The sequence below is a fragment of the Roseateles sp. FW305-36 genome, from assembly GCF_058787015.1.
The window spans coordinates 333334-350315 of the sequence record NZ_JBYSZK010000003.1 but is presented as its reverse complement, the minus strand read 5'-3'; the positions used below and the strand labels follow the sequence as shown (position 1 = coordinate 350315).

Genomic DNA, 16982 nt, shown 5'->3' with positions numbered 1-16982 from the left:
GATTCAGGCGGGGTTGGGCTTGCGTGCGGCCAGGTCGGCCTGGATGCGCGCCATGGTCGGGTTGTCCAGCGTGTAGAAAACCATGATGACGGCCGCCAACAGCGTGAAGGCGGCGGGGATGACGGACATCAGCCAGACGATGCCGGCCTGGGAGTCGGCCGACTGCGCCGCGTTGGGAACATAGCCCAATGCTGTGAACAGTGCGCCGACAACGCCGACGGCGACGGCCGTCCCCAGCTTCTGCGCAAAGGAACTGGCCGCGAAGGTCATGCCGGTGGCGCGGCGGCCGTTGCGCCATTCGTTGAAGTCGGCGCTGTCGGCCAGCATGGAGAAGGACAGCGGCGACTTCGGGCCCAGGGCCAGGCCGAGCGCGATCTGCAGCGCATACATCAGCACGATCTGGTCGCTGGACACGAAGAGGAAGGCGGCCGACAGCACGGTGGACACCAGCATCAACGCGATCATCAGCTTGCGCTTGTCGATGAAGCGGGTCAGCAGCGGCGTGAAGGCCGTGCCGGCCGCGGCGGCCAGCAGATAGGCCGGCACGAAGGTGGCCAGCAGCTCGGGCCGGTTGACCACGTATTTGAAGTAGTAGGCCGCGCTGGTCATGCGCAGCGTGATGCCGCCCATGATGATCAGCGCCAGGAAGAACAGCAGGATCCAGGGGCGGTTGCTGCGCAGGTCGGCCAGGTCCTGGCGCACGCTGGACGGCTGGGCCTGCGGCGGCTGCACGCGCTCGGTCGTCGCGCTGAAGGTGATGGCGAAGATGACCGCGGCGGCGAGACCCCAGAACACCATGGTCAGCGTCCAGCCCAGGGCGTGGTCGTCGCCGCCCAGCCAGGCCACCAGCCGCGGCGAAGCCGCCGTCACGATCGTGCCGCCCGCGAAGCCGGCGACGAAGCGCGAGGCGTTGATGGCATTGCGCTCGCGTGCGTCGCCCGACAGCACGCCGGACAAGGCGCTGTAGGGCAGGTTGACGCTGGTGTAGAGCGTCATCAACAGCAGGTAAGTCACATAGGCCCAGGCCAGTTTGCCGGTGGGGCCGAGGTCGGGCGTGGAATAGGTCAGCACGCCGATGACGGCCAGCGGCAGCGGCATGAAGAGCAAAAAGGGGCGGAACTTGCCCCAGCGCGTCCGGGTGCGGTCGGCCAGGGCGCCGATCATGGGGTCGGTGAAGGCGTTGAAGATCTTCACGACGAAGAGCATGGTCGCCGCCGCCGCTGCGGTGATGCCGAAGGTGTCGGTGTAGAAGATCAGCAGAAAGGTCGAGATGTTGGTCCAGTAGAAGTTGAACCCCATGTCGCCCAGGCCATAGCCGACGATCTCGCGGCGGGTCAGCGGCTTCGTGGTCATGACCCCAGCCAATCGCAGACCTGGGCCTGCAGCGCTTCCAGCGGCGCCAGCGCATCCAGGCGCAGCACGCCCGCCTCGCCGACCGGCGACTCCAGCGTGTCGAACTGGCTGTCCATCAGGCTGGCCGAGAAGAAGTGGCCGCCGCGCGTCTGTACCCGGCGGCGGGCCTCGTCCTTGCCGATGTCCAGAAAGGCGAAGCGCAGGCCCGGCGAGGCCTGGCGCAGTTGGTCGCGGTAGATGCGCTTCAGGGCCGAACAGGCCGCCATGGCGCCCTGCGGCGGGTGGCGCAGCTGCTCGCAAAGGGCGGCGAGCCAGGCGGCGCGGTCGGCATCGGTCAGCGGCTGGCCCTCGGCCATCTTGCGGCGGTTGGCCTCGCCGTGGAAATCGTCGCCCTCCAGCCAGACTCGGCCCAGGCGCGCGGCGACAGCGGCTCCCAGCGTGGATTTGCCGCTCCCGGCGACGCCCATGAAGACGAGGGATGCGGGCGCTAATGAAGTCATGGGGACGCGAGCGAGAGCCGGGTTGAAAGATGTTGGATAGCGCTATCCTACTCTGGCGAAGCCTGCCCGAACTCCGTGTTTTCCCGCCGCAGCCTGCGCCGGGTGCGTCAGAGCACGGCGCGCAGCTTGTCGTAGCCGCTGCGGCTGACGGGAATGCGCTTGCCGTTCTTCATGCGCGCGACGTGGGCGTCGCTGTCGGTCTTCTCCAGGCCTTGCAGCGAGCCCAGGTTGATGATGAAGCTGCGGTGCACGCGCACGAAGCGCGTCGGGTCCAGCCTCTCCTCCAGCTCGGAGATGCGCTGGGCCTTCAGGTGGTCACGGCCGCCGCTGTGGAAGGCGACGTTGTCGGCCTGGGCCTCGATGTAGTCGATGGTCTCGACGGCCAGCACCTGCATGCCGCCTTCGCGCTCCGCGTCCTTCACCAGCACGCGGGCCAGGGGCTGGGGTGAGATCAGCGTCTCTAGCCCCGGCTGTGGCTGGCCGCGCAGCAGGCGGGCGCGTTCCAGCGCGGCGTCGAAGCGGGCCTGGGTGAAGGGCTTGAGCAGATAGTCCACGGCATGCAGTTCGAAGGCGCGCATGGCGTGCTGGTCATGCGCCGTCGTGAAGACGACGCCGTCGCGGCGGCCGGTCAGCTCCAGCACTTCCAGGCCGGTCAGGCGCGGCATCTGGATGTCGAGGAAGACGAGGTCGGGCCTGAGCTCGGTGATGGCACGGGCCGCGTCCATGCCGTTGTCGGCCTCGGCGGCTACTGTGATGTCGGTGTGCGGTTTGAGGAACTCGCGCACCAGGCGGCGGGCCAGGGGCTCGTCGTCGGCGATCAGGACTTGCAGCGTCATGGGGTCTGGCTTTCGAAGGGCAGGCTGATCTCGACCGCAAAGCCCTCGGGCGTCGCGCCCCAGCTGACGCGGGCGCGGTCGTGGTACCGGGCGGCCAGGCGCTCGCGCAGATGGCGCAGGCCCTGGCCGAGGCCAGGTTCGTTGGTGGGCTCGGCCGGCACGGGGTTGCGCACGGCCAGGTGAAGCCAGCCGTCGCGCACCAGGGCCTGGATCTGTACCAGGCCGCCCTCGCTCAGCGCGCGCAAACCGTGCTTGAGGGCGTTCTCCACCAGGGGCTGCAGCGTCAGCGGCGGCAGCAGGGCGGCCAGGGTCTCGGGCGGTGCGGCTATGGCCGTGCGGAGCTTGTCACCCAGGCGCTGACGCTCGATGGCGGTGTAGTGCTCGACTAGCGCCAACTCGTCTTCCAGCCGGATGCGCTCCTGGCCGGCCAGCGCCAGGGTCTGGCGGAAGAAGTAGGCCAGATCGATGGCCATCTGCCGCGCGGCGGCCGGGTCGAAGCTGGTCAGCGCGCTGATGGAGTTCAGGCTGTTGAACAGGAAATGCGGGTCGATCTGCAGACGCAGCAGCTGCAGCTCCATGTCGCGGGCCAGCAGCCGCGCCTCGGCCTCGCGCGTGGCTGCGGCCTGAACGGATTCGACGGCCAGCAGCAGATCATGCGCCAGAACCGACAGCGTCAACAGCGCGAGGCTGGACAGCAGGAACAGGCCCCAGCCTGTGGGCGACATCGCCACCAGGCCGGCATGGCGGCCGAAGGCGAGGCCGGCGGCGTTCCAGCCGGCCGCGAGTGCAAGCGCTGCCCCGCCGAGCAGCAGCACGGCCGCGGTGCGCGCGGTCAAGGCTCGCGGCCAGCGGCCCGTACCGAAGGGCTGGCTGCGGCAGAGGTGATACAGCGACAGGGCGACGAAGCTCAGCACCGTGCTCAGCGGCAACGCCCAGACCAGGGCCCAGGCGAAGTCGGACAGGCCCTGCAAGGCCAGCAACGCGGCCAGCGCCGTGCCTGCCAGCGCGGCGGCCAGCAGGCAGGCGACCAGGCCGCGCCGGTGGGTCAGCAGCGGGTGCACTAGTTCTTGATCTCGACGCCGCCGAACACCGCGTCGCCGCGCAGCACCAGGCGCTGGGTCGGGTTCATGGGCGGCACGGTCTTGTCATCGACGCCGCCCAGGGTCGGTGCGATGTCGACGACGACCTGCCATTCGCGCGGCACCCTCAGCTCGATGCCGCTGAAGCGGGCCGAGACCTCGAGCACGGCCTCAGGGCCGTCCATGACCGCCTGGCGCAGGTCCAGTTCCACGCCGCCAAAGCTCACGTCGATACGGCCGCCCTTGAAGGCGCGGGAATCGTTCTGCTGGTTGACGGCGCTGAAGCTGGCGTCGATGTTGATGCGGTCGCCATGCTCCAGCGTCGACGGCGTGTCGACGCAGGCCTCGCGCCGGTAGCGAGGGAACAGGCCGCGCAGCAGGATGGACGCGCCGGCCAGGATGATGAAGACCGGCCACCAGTCGCGCAGCCTGATGCTGACGAGGTCGAGGTTCTGCGCCGTCATGACGCTGCCGACGATGACGAGGGCCAGCCCGAACAGCCAGCTGCCGCCGTGGCGCGGCCAGACGATGCGGCTCAGGCCGAACAGCACCAGGGCCAGCGGCCAGAAGGTGCGCAGCAGCGGGATGCCGAAGACATTCAGGTTGTCCAGCAAGGCCAGGGTGCCGATGCCGATGACGCCCAGGCCGAAGATGACGCGGCGGGCCGGGTGCCCGGAGTGGCGGTGGTGGCGGATGCGATGGGATCTCATGGGCTCTTCTCGACTTGCGATGGCGTGAGTAGACACGGCCGGCGCGGGCCACGGGGCGGTGAGTCGGCGAATCGACGCCAGCCGCCGACGAATCGACAGGGCCGTTCGCGAACGAGTGAGCCGCAAATAGAAAAAGCCCGGTGCGGGTGCACCGGGCTTTCGGGAGGCAGGAGCCTGTGGCTTAGGCGGCGCGCTTGGCGCGGGTCGCGGTCTGCGTGGCCTTGACGGCTTGCGTGGTGGCGGCCTGGAAGTTGGACTCGGCCACTTCGACGGCTTGCTTGGTGGCCTTCTGGACCGACTCGAAAGCGTTGTTCGCGGCAGCGACGGCCGACTTCACCAGGGCGACGGCGTTCTCGGTGCCGGCCGGGGCGTTCTTGGCGGCGTTGTCGACGACGGCGGTGAAGGCCTTCTGCACGTCGGCGAACTGGGCTTCAGCGGCCTTGGCGACTTCGGCGCCGGTGCTGGAGGCGATGTCGTAGATGTGGCGGCTGTAGGAAGCGGCCTTCTCGGCGGTCGGCTGCAGCAGGGCGGCTTGCAGCGACAGCAGCTCTTGCGCGTCCTTGACGGACAGGGCGGCTGCGGTGGTGTCGGCGGCTTCGCTCAGGGCGGTCTTGGCGACTTGCAGGTTCAGCTCGACGAGCTTTTCGACGCCTTCGAAAGCCTTGTTGGTCAGGCCGAAGAGGGTTTCGACATTGGCCTTGTGAGCGGCGAGGACTTGTTCAGCGGTCAGCATGGTGGTACTCCGATTTCAGGTGGTTGAACCGTTTGCTGTGCTTCTTTTGCTGCACTGCAACATGACTCAATGATAGAGGTCATTCGCAGGATTGCAAGAACTTTTTGTGCGGTGCAGCAAATTAGGGGGTGAGACTGGTGACAAACCGCAGATTCATCACCCGGACACGTCCCGGGATGCGGGTTCAACGACTGAAGATCACCCGGCCGCCGCGCAGCGTGCACTTCACATTGGCGAACTGCTTCGCCGACTGGGCCGGGTCGCCCTGCAGCACGACGATGTCCGCCTCCATGCCGGAAGCGAGCCGGCCGCGGCGCGAGGTCTCGTTCCAGCGCTCGGCCGGCGTCGTCGTGAGGGAGGCGAGGATCTGCATGGGGCTGAGGCCGGCCTGGGCCAGCAACTCGTATTCCTCGGTGGGGTCGCTGTCGGCCATGTAGTCGACGTCGGTGCCGAAAAGCACCTTGCCGCCGGCGGCCGCGAAACGGCCGAATTCGCGCACCGTGTCCTGCAGGATGGGCTCGCCGACCTGTGGCGGCACCTTCTCCTTGGCCAACTCGTAGCGCAGCAGCTTGAGGGTGGGGATCATGTAGACGCCCGCGGCGCGGATCTTGTCCATCAGTTCCGCGGGCCAGGGGCCGGGGACGCCGAGCGGGGGATGGGCCAGGATGTCGACCTTGGCGTTCAGCGCGGCTCGCAAGCCGTCCAGGTCGGTCGGATGCGCGAACACGAGGTGGCTGCGGCGATGGGTTTCCGCCGCGGCGGCCTCCGCGATGTCAGCGGCCATGCGCTTGGGCGGGCGAGGGCCTTGCGGCGTGACCAGGAAGAGCTTGGTCGCCTGGGCGCCGGCATCGAGGTTCTGCTTCACCGTGGTCAGCGCCGCAGCGACGGACTCGGGCTGAGGCAACTTGGCCAGGAAGGCCGGGTCGAAATGATCCAGGTAGATCGGCAGGCCCTGGTGCGGGAACAGCGGCAGGCCCGCCGTCAGGAGGCGAGGCCCCTTGAATTCACCTTGCTCCAGGCGTCTGCGCAGGGCCAGCGTGTTGTCGCGGTCGGAGGCGATGTCGAAGCCGGTGGTGAAGCCGTAGCGCGTGAGCAGGGCGGCGAGGCCGCCTTCGAGCGTGGCGGCTTGTGCCGTCGCGGCCTTCGCAAAGGCCGGGCCGTTGAGGTGGACGTGGCTGTTCTGGAAGCCGGCCATCAGCACGCCGCCGTCGCAATCCGGTGCCAAAGCAGGGATGCTGGCCTGGGCAGCATCGTCGCGCTTGGCGACGCCGACGATGCGGCCGTCCTGCACCAGGACCACCCCGTTCTCGATGGGCGGCACGTCCGGTGCGGGATACACCTTCACGCCGCGCAGCGCGCGGACGGCGGGTTCGGCGGCCTGTGCCACCGGGGCCGCCATGAGGCAGCCCAGCAGGGTGGCGGTGATGCGGGCGAAGGGGCGGTGGGTGCAGCGCATGCGGTCCAGCGTATCAAACGTCAAGCTATCGTTGCCAGTCCATGCTGGCCTTCCATTCCGACGCCCACAGCCTGGCGCTGCCACCGGGCCATCGCTTCCCGCAGTCCAAGTACCGGCTGCTGCGCGAACATTTCGAGCGCGACCCGGGGTTGTTGCGCATGCAGCCGGCGCCGCCTGCCAGCGAGGGCGAACTGGTCCTGGCCCACACGCCGGACTATGTGGATGCGGTACTGCAGGGCCACCTCAGCGCGGCCCAGCAGCGCGAGATCGGTTTTCCCTGGTCGGAATCCATGGCCGAGCGTTCGCGACGTTCCGTCGGTGCCACCATCGCCGCGGCCCGGGCCGCCCTGGCCGAGGGCGTGGCGGCCAACATGGCCGGCGGCACCCACCATGCCTATGCCGACAAGGGCTCGGGCTACTGCGTCTTCAACGACGTGGCCGTGGCCGCTCGGTTGATGCAGGCCGAATGGGCGCGCGGGCATCGCAGCCTGCTGCGCATCCTCGTCGTCGACCTGGACGTGCACCAGGGCAATGGCACGGCGGCCATCTTCAGCGACGACGACACCGTGTTCACCTTCTCCATGCATGGCGCTCGCAACTTCCCCTTCCGCAAGGAGGCCAGCGACCTGGACGTGGATCTGCCAGACGGCTGCGGCGACGCCGACTACCTGGCTGCGCTGGAGAACGCCCTGGACGAGGTCTGGTGCCGCGTCCGGCCCGATCTGGCCTTCTATCTGGCCGGCGCCGACCCTCACGAGGGCGACCGCCTGGGCCGGCTCAAGCTCAGCTACGAAGGCCTGGCCGAGCGCGACCGCCGCGTGCTGAGCGCATTGCGCGAGCGCCGGGTCCCGGTCGCCCTGAGCATGGCCGGCGGCTACGGCCACGACTTGGCGACTACCGTGGCGGTCCAGGTGGCCACGCTGACCTTGGCCGCCGAGTCCTGGCAGGCCTGGCAGCGCATGAAAGAATCAGCCGCATGACCACCCGACCCCAGCCCGACGGCCGCGACGCCTACCCCCGCTTCGTGCCCCTGACGACCCGGTGGATGGACAACGACGTCTATGGCCACCTGAACAACGTCGTCTACTACAGCCTCTTCGACACGGCCGTGAACAGCCTGCTGATCGAGGCCGGCGCCCTCGATATCCATCGTGGCGAAGTCATCGGCCTGGTGGTCGAGACGCATTGCAACTTCTTCGAGTCGCTGGCCTTCCCGCAGCACATCGAAGCCGGCGTGCGCGTGGCCCAGCAGGGGCGCTCCAGCGTGCGCTACGAGATCGGCTTGTTCGCCGCAGGCGCCGAACTCTGCGCCGCACGGGGTCATTTCGTGCACGTCTATGTCGACCGCGACAGCCGCCGACTGGTCGCCGCGCTGCCCGACGCCTATCTGAAAACCCTGAAGACCCTGACGCCATGAGCCGTTTCGCCATCCCCACTCCCGAGCAGACCGCCGCGGTCGATGCCGCCATCAAGACCCGGCACTCGCTGCGCGCCTTCCTGCCGACGCCGGTACCGCGCCAGACCCTCGAGGACATCCTCGAGGTCGCGTCCTGGGCGCCCTCGGGCACCAACACCCAGCCCTGGCAGGTGCATGTACTGACGGGCGAGGCCCTGAAGCGCACGGCCGGCCGCATCCAGGCCACCTACCTCGACGCCGAGCAGAACGCCGCCCACAAGGAGGAGTACGCCTACTACCCCACCGAATGGCGCAGCCCCTACATCGACCGTCGCCGCAAGGTGGGCTGGGACCTCTACGGGCTGCTCGGCATCGCCAAGACCGACAAGGCACGCATGCAGCACCAGCATGGCCGCAACTTCATCTTCTTCGACGCGCCGGTGGGCCTGTTCTTCACCATCGACCGCGTCATGCAGCAGGGCTCGTGGCTGGACTACGGCATGTTCCTGCAGAACATCATGGTGGCGGCGCGTGCCCGCGGCCTGCACACCTGCCCGCAGGCGGCCTTCACGCAGTTCCACCGCGTCATCGCCGAGGAACTGCAATTGGGGCCTGAGCAGATGCTGGTCTGCGGCATGTCGATGGGCTTTGCCGACCCGGCGGCCGTCGAGAACAGCCTCGTCACCGAGCGCACGCCGGTGGCCGAGTTCGCACGTTTCCTCAGCGAATGACCTTCTCCGGTGCCGAACTGGGCCTGGCCTGGGCTGCGCCCTTCGCCGGGCTGCTGCTGTCCATCGCCGTCATGCCGCTGGCGGCGCCGACGTTCTGGCATCACCACTTCGGCAAGATCGCCGCGGCCTGGACCGCGGTCCTGCTGCTGCCCTTTGCCTTCAATTTCGGTGCAGCGGCCACGGGCGGGGTGCTCCTGCACACGCTGGTGGAGGAGTACCTGCCCTTCACCATCCTGCTCGGTGCGCTGTACACGGCGGCGGGCGGCATCTACATCCGCGGCAATCTGCATGGCAGCCCGGCGCTCAACGCCGGCCTGATGCTGCTCGGCGCGGCACTGGCGAGCTTCATGGGCACGACGGGTGCCTCCATGCTGCTGATCCGGCCACTGATCCGCGCCAACGACAACCGACGCCACAACGCCCACGTCGTCGTCTTCTTCATCTTCATCGTCAGCAATGTCGGCGGAGCGTTGACGCCGCTGGGCGATCCGCCTCTCTTCCTCGGCTTCCTGCAGGGCGTCAGCTTCTTCTGGACCGCCGCTCATCTGTGGCCCGAGACGCTGTTCCTGCTCGCGGCGCTGCTGGCGGTGTTCTGGATCATCGACGCCTGGTTCTATCGCAAGGAGGGTGTCAAGCCGGTCGACCCGACGCCCGATGCGCCCCGTCTCGGCATCGAAGGCGGCATCAACCTGCTGCCGCTGGCGGCGGCTGTCGGCCTGGTGCTGCTGAGCGGCACCTGGAAGCCCGGCATCGTCTTCGACCTTTGGGGCACGCCGCTGCCGCTGCAGGCCCTGGTGCGCGACCTGGGCCTGGTCGGCGTGATGGTCGCGTCGCTGTGGATCACCCCCGCCGGCGTGCGCGAGAAAAACCAGTTCAGCTGGGCGCCGATGCAGGAGGTGGCCAAGCTCTTCATCGCCATCTTCCTGACCATGGTGCCCGTCATCGCCATGCTCAAGGCCGGCCCGGCCGGCGTGTTCGCGCCGCTGGCCGCCCTGCTCGATTCGCCCACCGCCTATTTCTGGCTGACCGGCGGCCTGTCGTCGGTGCTGGACAACGCGCCCACCTATCTTGCCTTCTTCAACCTCGCCGGCGGCAGTGCCCAGCAATTGATGGGTGAGGGCGCCGCGGTGCTGGCCGCCATCTCGGGTGGCGCCGTCTTCATGGGCGCCATGACGTATATCGGCAATGCCCCCAATTTCATGGTGAAAGCCATCGCCGAGGAGCGTGGTGTCAAGATGCCGAGCTTTGGCGGCTATCTGCTCTGGTCCGGTGCGGTGCTGCTGCCTCTACTTTTCCTGATGGCCTGGCTATGGATGCGTTGAAAGTCCTGATCGCCCGACGGGCGCCCGCCGATGTGGTGCAAAAACTGTCGGCTCATTTCGAGGTCGACTACCACGACGGCGCATCGCCCTTGGGCGCCGACGAGCTGCGTGCCCGCCTGCAAGGCAAGGTCGGCGCCTACATCACCGGCACCGAGCGCATCACGGCGCAGCTGCTGGACGCCTGCCCGGGGCTCAAGGCCGTCTGCACCATGAGCGTGGGCTACAACCACATCGACCTGGCCGCCTGCACGGCGCGCGGCGTGCTGGTCACCAACACGCCCGACGTGCTGACCGAGACGACGGCCGACTTCGGCTTCGCCCTGCTGATGGCCACGGCCCGGCGCATGAGCGAGGGCGAACGCCTGCTGCGCGACGGCGGCTGGAAGAGCTGGGCCTGGGACTTCCTGGCCGGCTCCGACGTCTACAACTCGACCCTGGGCATCCTCGGCATGGGCCGCATCGGCCAGGCCATCGCGCGCCGCGGCCGCTTCGGCTTCGGCATGCAGGTCGTCTATCACAACCGGTCCCGGCTGGCCGCCGACGTCGAGGCCGAATTGGGTGCGCGCTACGTCGGCAAGGACGAGCTGCTGCGCCAGGCCGACCATCTCATCCTGGTGCTGCCCTATTCGGCGGAGTCCCACCACTGCATTGCCGCCGCCGAGATCGCGCGGATGAAGCCGACGGCGACGCTGATCAACATCGCCCGCGGCGGCATCGTCGACGAGGATGCGCTGGCTGCCGCCCTGCGCGAGAACCGCATCGCCGCGGCGGGCCTGGACGTCTTCGAAGGCGAGCCCAAGGTCAACCCGGCCCTGCTGACCCTGCCCAACGTCGTGCTGACGCCCCATATCGCCAGCGCCACTTTGCCGACGCGCAATGCGATGGCGATGCTGGCCGCCGACAATCTCGTCGCCGCGCTGACCGGCGCCCCGCCGCCAACGCCGCTGAACCCCCAAGTCCTTTCCGCATGAACCGTCGCCTGCTCTGCCTGCTTGCCCTGCTGCCCGTGCTCGCCTTTGGGCAGTCGCTGAAGAACAAGGCCCCGCCGCCGCCCGAGCCCGTCGCCGACGATCAGACCCCGCGCGACCCCAAGAAATTCGCTGCCCTGTCCCTGCTCGGCGACAACGTGCAGCTCATCAACCTGACGCCGGCGCGCGGCGACACCGTGCAGTCGGGTGAATGGACGTCCTCGCCCGCCGGCGGCCTGGACAACGCGGTGCTGCAGTCGCTGGATGCAGCCGTCAAGGCCCTCGGCAAGGATCGCGAGATCAAGCTCTACACCTCGACCACGCGCAGTCTCTTCGGCGACCCGGCCAACCTCTTCGTCAACGGCAAGCTCAACCTGCCCGGCAAGCTCGGCGAAGCGGTGCGCCAGAGCGGCGCGGCCAAGCTGCTGCTCGTCACGCGCAGCCGCCAGGAGCCGGCCCTCGCGGCGACGCTGCCTGCGCGCATCCTCGCCACGCTGGAAGGCCCGGGCTTCGTGCTGGATCAGCGTCCCAGCGCCCAGATCGGCTTCGACGGCCAGCCGGGCCTGCCGGTGTTCGCGCCGTATGTGTCCATCCGCGTCGCCCTGGTCGACCTGAGCGACCTCAAGCTCAAGCGCGAGCAGTCGCTGGCGGTGGCGGCACGCCTGCCCGTGAGCGCCGAGGCCGCGGCCAACCCCTGGGCCGCGACGACGACCGAGCAGCGCGTCAAGGCGCTCGAGGCTCTCATTGAGGCCGAGCTGCCGCGCGCGGTGGCGCCGCTGGTCTCGAACTAGGTCGCCAGATCGGGCAAGGCCTTGAACACCCCGGCCGGGTCCCAGGTCTGCTTGACCTGACGCAGCTTGGCCAGGTTGCTGCCGTAGTAGGCCTCGGACGGCCTGGCGAGCAGGCCGTCCAGGTAGTTCACATAGGCGCCGCCGCTGCTCCAGGCCTGCAGGGTGGTGCGCATGCCGTGGGCCCAGGCAGCGCCCTCGTCCAGCGTCGCGGTCGGTGTGCCGACCTGGAATTCGGCCAGGTATTGCGCGCTGAAGAGGGCGCGGCGGTGCGCGAAGGCCGTGGCGTCGGGCGCGACGCGGGCGATGGCGCCACCCATCAGGTTCAGCAGCACGGTGCCGACGCGGCCGCTGTCGCGGCGCTGTGTCATGGCCGTGCCCAGTGCAGCGACGCCGGCGGCGTCCAGTGCGGCGTCGAAATAGTCCGAGCTCGCCGCCATCGCCACACGGCCGAGCTGGCCGCTGGCGTTCTGGCTGGGCAGGTGGCATTGGGCGCGGCTGAAGGCCATGCAGCTGCCCAGCATGACGTCGCGGTAGCTGCGCGGCGCCAGGAAGGTGTCGGGCGGCGTGCGGCCGATGCGGGCCAGCAGGCCGTTCCAGTGCGGCTGCACGGCGGCCGCGTCGCCGCTGGCGATGCCCCAGAGATAGGCGCCCTGACCGGACAGTGCGAGCTGCGACCAGACCGTGTCGGGCAAGGTCTGCGGCCAGGCCTGCCAGGCCGCCATGACGGCGGGCAGCTCGGCGAGGCTGAAACTGGCGCCGAACTGCACCAACGGCGCGACGGCATGGGTCTGGAAGCTCAGCGAGGTGACGAGGGCGACCTGGCCGCCACCACCGCCGCGCAGGGCCCAGAAGAGGTCGGACCGCTGCGTGGCGCTGCATTCCAGCTGTTGGCCGTCGGCTGTGACGACGCGGGCCGACAGCAGCGCGTCGCAGCTCAGGCCGTAGGCCCGGTCCAGCACGCCGATGCCGCCGCCGAGCGTGATGCCGGTGATGCCCACGGTCACGCAGCTGCCTGAGGGGATGCAGCGGCCGGCCGTGATCAGCGCGTCGTAGACATCGGCCAGCTTGGCGCCGGCGCCGACGGTGGCGAGCTCGCCATCGAGCTGCACGCCGTCCATGCCACCCACGTCGATGAGCAGGCTGCTGCCGCTGCTGGCGCCGAGATAGCTGTGACCGCCGCTGCGGGTGGTGAAGGCGAGCTTCTGCTGCTGCGCAAACGCGAACGCCGCGGCGACGTCGGCCGCGCCCGCGCAGCGCGCGATGGCCTGGGGCAGCAAGGCGTCGTAGCGTGCATTCGCGCCGTGGGCCGCGCGGTCGAAATCGGCCTGGCCGGGCTTGAGCAGCGAGCCCTGCAGCTGCCGGGACAGAGCGTCCCAATCCGGCCCGCTGGGCGCCGGTGCGGGAGCGGGGGCAGGCGAGGGGGCGGGAGCCGGTGCAGGGCTGTCACCGCCACCACCGCCGCAGCCGCTCAAGGCCGCAGCGCCCCCCAGGCCGAGCACAAAACGCCGTCTCTCCATCGTCGCCTCGCAATGCCAATGAAATACCAGATGGGCTACTGTAAGTGATACCAAAAAGATACCAATAAAAGAGATTGCGCGTCGGGCGACAATGGTTCGCATGAGCCTGTTCGACGTGTTGCTGCTGGGTCTGATGGCCCTGGTTTTGGTGCTGCTGGTGTTGATCTGGGCTCGCCAGAAGCCGCAATCCACCGGGGTCGCACCGGAGCTGCTGCAGAGCAACGAAAGGCTGGAACGCGAGCTGCGCGACGAACTCGGCCGCAGCGCCAGTGGCACCAGCCAGCAGCTGGTGCAGGGCCTGGCCCAGTTCCAGCAGGTGCTGACCCAGGGCCTGCAGGGCAGCAACAACGCCCTCGCTCAACAGGCCCTGGCCGCACGCGAAGCCCAGGATGCCGCGGCCCTGCGCAGTGCCCAGGCGCAGGCCGAATCCATGCAGCGCCTCAACGACGCGATGCGCGAGCAGCTGCAGCTGCTGTCCAAGACCAATGACCAGCGCCTGGCCGAACTGCGCCTGACGGTGGAGCAGCGCCTCACCGCCATCCAGCAGGACAACGAGAAGAAGCTCGAGCAGATGCGCGCCACCGTCGACGAGAAGCTGCATGCGACGCTGGAGCAGCGCCTGGGCGAGAGCTTCAAGCAGGTGGCCGAGCGCCTGGAGCAGGTCCACAAGGGCCTGGGCGAGATGCAGAACCTGGCGCGCGACGTCGGCTCGCTGAATCGCGTACTGACCAATGTGAAGACGCGCGGCGTCTTCGGCGAGGTCCAACTGGCGGGCCTGCTGGACCAGGTCTTCACGGCCGAGCAGTACGCCGCGAACGTGGCCGTGCTGCCGGGTTCCAACGAGCGGGTCGAGTTCGCCATCTCGCTGCCTGGCCAGCGCAACGACGGCCAGCCGCTGTGGCTGCCCATCGACGCCAAGTTCCCGCGCGAGGACTACGAGCGCCTGCTCGACGCCCAGGAGCGCGCCGACGCGCCTGCTGCCGACGCCGCCGGCAAGGCCATCGAGAACCGGCTGCGGCTGGAAGCCCGCACCATCCGCGAGAAGTACATCGGTCCGCCCCACACAACGGACTTCGGCATCCTCTTCGTGCCGACCGAAGGCCTCTATGCCGAGGCCCTGCGCCGCCCCGGCCTGTTGGAGAGCCTGCAGCGCGAACACAAGGTCATGCTCTGCGGCCCCACCACGCTGCTGGCCACCTTGACCAGCCTGCAGATGGGCTTCCGCACGCTGGCGCTGGAGAAGCGCAGCGCCGAGGTCTGGGAAGTGCTGGGCGCCGTCAAGACCGAGTTCGGCAAGTTCGGCGACGTGCTGGCCAAGGCCAAGAAGAAGCTCGAGGAAGCCGGCAACACGCTGGATGCCGCCGAGGTGCGCACGCGCGCCATGACGCGCAAGCTCAAGGGCGTGGAAGCCCTGCCGGATGACGCGGCCCAGCAGTTGCTCCAGCTCAGTCTCGGCGAGGACGCCGAGTGAGTCCAGGCAGCGAGGGCGCGCCCAATCCCAAGAGCCTGCGCCACGCCTTCGTGTGGCTGATCGCCACGCTGATCTGCGTGCATGCCTGCATGGCCGTCACGCGCGTGACGGCCAGCCTGTGGGTACTCAACCGCGGCTACGGCGAGGCCTCGGTGGGCTTGCTGCTCAGCCTCTTCGCCGTCGCGCCCATCGGCCTGTCGCTGTGGGCCGGGCGCCTGGCGGACCGGCATGGCTTTCACCGTCCGGTCGGCATGGGCGTCATCATGGCCGGCGTCGGCGCCTTGCTGGCGCTGACGGTGCAGCAGCTCTGGGCGATCGCCATCGGCTGCCTGCTGTGCGGAGGCGCCGTCGCGGTGGCCGCGGTGGCCATGCAGCGCGAGGCCGGGCTGATGGCCGACGAGCCGGGCGAACTCAAGCGCATCTTCAGCTGGATGGCCCTGGGGCCGGCCCTGTCCAACGCGCTCGCCCCCGTCATTGCCGGCCTGTTGATCGACCATTTCGGCATGACGGCCGCCTTCGGTTTCGCGACGCTGTTGCCGCTGCTGGCCTGGGGCCTGGCCCAGAAGGTGCCGCGCCACCTGCCGGAGCCGCTGACCAAGAGCTTTCGCGAGCGCGCCGCCTGGCAGCTGTTCAGGCTGCCGGCCTTTCGCCGGCTGATCCTCGTCAACCTGGTGCTATCGGCCTGCTGGGATGCGCACAGCTTCGTCGTGCCGGTGGTGGGCCATGCGCGCGGCCTGTCGGCGGTCAGCATCGGCATCGTGCTGGGCAGCTTCGCGGCCGCTGCGACCTGCGTGCGCCTGGCCATCGTGCGCTTTGCCGACAATCTCGACGAGGTCAAGGCCCTGCGTACGGCCATGGTCGTCGCGATGCTGACCTTCATGGCCTATGCCTGGCTGCCCGGCACGGTTGGCCTGATGTGCGGCTCGGCGGTGCTGGGCATCGCGCTGGGCTCGGTGCAGCCCATGATCCTGGCCATGCTGCACCATGTCACGCCACCCGAGCGCCATGGCCAGGCCCTGGGCCTGCGCATGCTGACCGTCAACGGCGCCACGGTGGCCATGCCGGCCGGCTTCGGCATCCTCGCCGCCGCCACGGCCCTGGTCGCACCGATGTGGCTGATGGCCTCGCTGCTGTTGCTGGCGCAATGGCCGGCGCGCAAGCTGCATCCTCACGCCGACCTGGGTTAGGCCAGGCGGCTGCGTCAGCGTCATGCTGCCGTCAGCACTTTGCCGAAACAAAAGAAACCGCCAGGGCCTGGGGTTGAAGCGCCATTGAAACCCGGCCTGCCGAGACTGCCGGCATCGCTTCAACCCAGTCCAGGACGGCAGCCATGAACCTTCGCCACATCGCCCTTGCGGCGCTCGCCCTCGTTGTCGGCACAGCCCAGGCGGGCCTGGTCGGCCGTGATCTGGACGGCAACCTCGCCAACGGTGCCGAAGCCTATTACGACAGCGCGCTGAACATCACCTGGCTGGCCGACGCCGACTATGCCAAGACCTCGGGCTACGACGCCGACGGCCTGATGCACTTCACCGAAGCCAAGGCCTGGGCCGCACAGCTGAACCTGGGCGGCGTCAGCGGCTGGCGCCTGCCCAAGATCAGCGACCCGACGCTGCCTTGCGCAAACAAGTGGTCGACGCCCAACTGCGGCTACAACCCTGAAGCGGGCAGCAGCGAAATGGCCTCGATGTTCTTCGACACCCTGGGCAATATCGGCGCGCGGGACGGCGTCGGTGGCTGGCGCCCAGGCACATCCGGCATCGACTTCGGCATGGTCGACACCGGGCCCTTCAAGAATCTGCACAACGACAGCTACTGGTTCGACACGCCTTACCAGTTCGAGTACTACGACGATGCCTGGAATTTCGACTTCAGGACCGGATATCAGGGCTTTCTGATCAAGGAGTACGACTTTCACAGCTGGGCTGTGCACGACGGCGACGTGGGCAGCCCCATGCCCACCGTGCCCGAACCGCAAGGCCTCCTGCTGGTGCTGATCGGCCTGGCGGCGCTGGCCCTCAGCCGCCCTGGCTGCAAGTTTTCAACGCGTCGAATCCGGCTGACAGCCGCGCAGCGAAAGATGGATTGCCGTCCGGCGGGCCGACAGGGGCGGTGAACC

General features: G+C 68.7%; 17 protein-coding genes. 9 read left to right on the top strand and 8 right to left on the bottom strand.

Annotation, left to right across the window (positions count from 1 at the left end; all coding sequences use genetic code 11):
- Nucleotides 1-3: 3 nt before the first annotated feature.
- From AC3WOE_RS08300 to AC3WOE_RS08270, 7 genes are all read right to left on the bottom strand, one after another.
- Nucleotides 4-1353: an MFS transporter gene (locus AC3WOE_RS08300; protein ID WP_492689635.1), complete on the bottom strand. Its 1350-nt coding sequence runs from the start codon at nt 1351-1353 to the stop codon at nt 4-6.
- Complete coding sequence (locus tag AC3WOE_RS08295; RefSeq protein ID WP_492689633.1) at nt 1350-1853, bottom strand: gluconokinase; 504 nt, start codon at nt 1851-1853, stop codon at nt 1350-1352. The genes AC3WOE_RS08300 and AC3WOE_RS08295 overlap by 4 nt, the downstream gene beginning before the upstream one ends.
- 107 nt (nt 1854-1960) lie before the next feature.
- Entirely contained in the window at nt 1961-2689 is a 729-nt protein-coding gene (locus AC3WOE_RS08290; protein WP_492689631.1) for a LytR/AlgR family response regulator transcription factor, read from the bottom strand.
- Entirely contained in the window at nt 2686-3750 is a 1065-nt protein-coding gene (locus tag AC3WOE_RS08285) for a sensor histidine kinase (protein ID WP_492689630.1), read from the bottom strand. Before AC3WOE_RS08285 ends, AC3WOE_RS08290 begins: the two co-directional genes overlap by 4 nt.
- Complete coding sequence (locus tag AC3WOE_RS08280) at nt 3750-4478, bottom strand: LiaI-LiaF-like domain-containing protein (RefSeq protein WP_492689628.1); 729 nt, start codon at nt 4476-4478, stop codon at nt 3750-3752. Before AC3WOE_RS08280 ends, AC3WOE_RS08285 begins: the two co-directional genes overlap by 1 nt.
- Before the next feature lie 181 nt (nt 4479-4659).
- Nucleotides 4660-5211 carry a phasin family protein gene (locus AC3WOE_RS08275; protein WP_492689627.1) on the bottom strand — a complete coding sequence of 184 codons (552 nt, stop codon included), beginning with the start codon at nt 5209-5211 and terminating at the stop codon, nt 4660-4662.
- Between the two features lie 184 nt (nt 5212-5395).
- Nucleotides 5396-6691 carry an amidohydrolase family protein gene (locus tag AC3WOE_RS08270; protein WP_492689626.1) on the bottom strand — a complete coding sequence of 432 codons (1296 nt, stop codon included), beginning with the start codon at nt 6689-6691 and terminating at the stop codon, nt 5396-5398.
- A gap of 17 nt (nt 6692-6708) precedes the next feature.
- Here AC3WOE_RS08270 and AC3WOE_RS08265 point away from each other — a divergent pair, with 17 nt between their 5' ends.
- From AC3WOE_RS08265 to AC3WOE_RS08240, 6 genes are read left to right on the top strand one after another with little or no spacing between them, the layout of a single operon-like run.
- Nucleotides 6709-7647: a histone deacetylase family protein gene (locus AC3WOE_RS08265; RefSeq protein WP_492689625.1), complete on the top strand. Its 939-nt coding sequence runs from the start codon at nt 6709-6711 to the stop codon at nt 7645-7647.
- Nucleotides 7644-8084, top strand: a complete 441-nt coding sequence (locus tag AC3WOE_RS08260; protein ID WP_492689623.1) for an acyl-CoA thioesterase — start codon at nt 7644-7646, stop codon at nt 8082-8084. The genes AC3WOE_RS08265 and AC3WOE_RS08260 overlap by 4 nt, the downstream gene beginning before the upstream one ends.
- On the top strand, nt 8081-8794 hold the full coding sequence (locus AC3WOE_RS08255) for a nitroreductase (RefSeq protein ID WP_492689622.1): 714 nt from the start codon (nt 8081-8083) through the stop codon (nt 8792-8794). The genes AC3WOE_RS08260 and AC3WOE_RS08255 overlap by 4 nt, the downstream gene beginning before the upstream one ends.
- Entirely contained in the window at nt 8791-10116 is a 1326-nt protein-coding gene (locus tag AC3WOE_RS08250) for a sodium:proton antiporter (protein WP_492689620.1), read from the top strand. Before AC3WOE_RS08255 ends, AC3WOE_RS08250 begins: the two co-directional genes overlap by 4 nt.
- A complete protein-coding gene (locus AC3WOE_RS08245) occupies nt 10104-11087 on the top strand; it encodes a 2-hydroxyacid dehydrogenase (RefSeq protein WP_492689618.1) in 984 nt (327 codons plus the stop codon). The genes AC3WOE_RS08250 and AC3WOE_RS08245 overlap by 13 nt, the downstream gene beginning before the upstream one ends.
- Nucleotides 11084-11875, top strand: a complete 792-nt coding sequence (locus AC3WOE_RS08240) for a hypothetical protein (protein ID WP_492689617.1) — start codon at nt 11084-11086, stop codon at nt 11873-11875. Before AC3WOE_RS08245 ends, AC3WOE_RS08240 begins: the two co-directional genes overlap by 4 nt.
- Here the strand turns inward: AC3WOE_RS08240 and AC3WOE_RS08235 are convergent.
- Nucleotides 11872-13392, bottom strand: coding sequence for an FAD-binding oxidoreductase (locus AC3WOE_RS08235; RefSeq protein WP_492689615.1), 1521 nt, complete (start codon nt 13390-13392; stop codon nt 11872-11874). The two genes, AC3WOE_RS08240 and AC3WOE_RS08235, sit on opposite strands and share 4 nt — an antisense overlap.
- 100 nt (nt 13393-13492) lie before the next feature.
- Here AC3WOE_RS08235 and AC3WOE_RS08230 point away from each other — a divergent pair, with 100 nt between their 5' ends.
- From AC3WOE_RS08230 to AC3WOE_RS08220, 3 genes are all read left to right on the top strand, one after another.
- Nucleotides 13493-14863, top strand: coding sequence for a DNA recombination protein RmuC (locus AC3WOE_RS08230; protein WP_492689614.1), 1371 nt, complete (start codon nt 13493-13495; stop codon nt 14861-14863).
- Nucleotides 14860-16050, top strand: coding sequence for an MFS transporter (locus tag AC3WOE_RS08225; protein WP_492689613.1), 1191 nt, complete (start codon nt 14860-14862; stop codon nt 16048-16050). Before AC3WOE_RS08230 ends, AC3WOE_RS08225 begins: the two co-directional genes overlap by 4 nt.
- 143 nt (nt 16051-16193) lie before the next feature.
- Complete coding sequence (locus tag AC3WOE_RS08220; protein ID WP_492689611.1) at nt 16194-16979, top strand: Lcl C-terminal domain-containing protein; 786 nt, start codon at nt 16194-16196, stop codon at nt 16977-16979.
- Nucleotides 16980-16982 lie beyond the last annotated feature (3 nt).

Coding starts and splice junctions, on each gene's coding strand:
- AC3WOE_RS08300 (WP_492689635.1), bottom strand. CDS start 1,353: ATGACCACGAAGCCGCTGACCCGCCGCGAGATCGTCGGCTATGGCCTG.
- AC3WOE_RS08295 (WP_492689633.1), bottom strand. CDS start 1,853: ATGACTTCATTAGCGCCCGCATCCCTCGTCTTCATGGGCGTCGCCGGG.
- AC3WOE_RS08290 (WP_492689631.1), bottom strand. CDS start 2,689: ATGACGCTGCAAGTCCTGATCGCCGACGACGAGCCCCTGGCCCGCCGC.
- AC3WOE_RS08280 (WP_492689628.1), bottom strand. CDS start 4,478: ATGAGATCCCATCGCATCCGCCACCACCGCCACTCCGGGCACCCGGCC.
- AC3WOE_RS08275 (WP_492689627.1), bottom strand. CDS start 5,211: ATGCTGACCGCTGAACAAGTCCTCGCCGCTCACAAGGCCAATGTCGAA.
- AC3WOE_RS08265 (WP_492689625.1), top strand. CDS start 6,709: ATGCTGGCCTTCCATTCCGACGCCCACAGCCTGGCGCTGCCACCGGGC.
- AC3WOE_RS08260 (WP_492689623.1), top strand. CDS start 7,644: ATGACCACCCGACCCCAGCCCGACGGCCGCGACGCCTACCCCCGCTTC.
- AC3WOE_RS08255 (WP_492689622.1), top strand. CDS start 8,081: ATGAGCCGTTTCGCCATCCCCACTCCCGAGCAGACCGCCGCGGTCGAT.
- AC3WOE_RS08250 (WP_492689620.1), top strand. CDS start 8,791: ATGACCTTCTCCGGTGCCGAACTGGGCCTGGCCTGGGCTGCGCCCTTC.
- AC3WOE_RS08245 (WP_492689618.1), top strand. CDS start 10,104: ATGGATGCGTTGAAAGTCCTGATCGCCCGACGGGCGCCCGCCGATGTG.
- AC3WOE_RS08240 (WP_492689617.1), top strand. CDS start 11,084: ATGAACCGTCGCCTGCTCTGCCTGCTTGCCCTGCTGCCCGTGCTCGCC.
- AC3WOE_RS08235 (WP_492689615.1), bottom strand. CDS start 13,392: ATGGAGAGACGGCGTTTTGTGCTCGGCCTGGGGGGCGCTGCGGCCTTG.
- AC3WOE_RS08230 (WP_492689614.1), top strand. CDS start 13,493: ATGAGCCTGTTCGACGTGTTGCTGCTGGGTCTGATGGCCCTGGTTTTG.
- AC3WOE_RS08220 (WP_492689611.1), top strand. CDS start 16,194: ATGAACCTTCGCCACATCGCCCTTGCGGCGCTCGCCCTCGTTGTCGGC.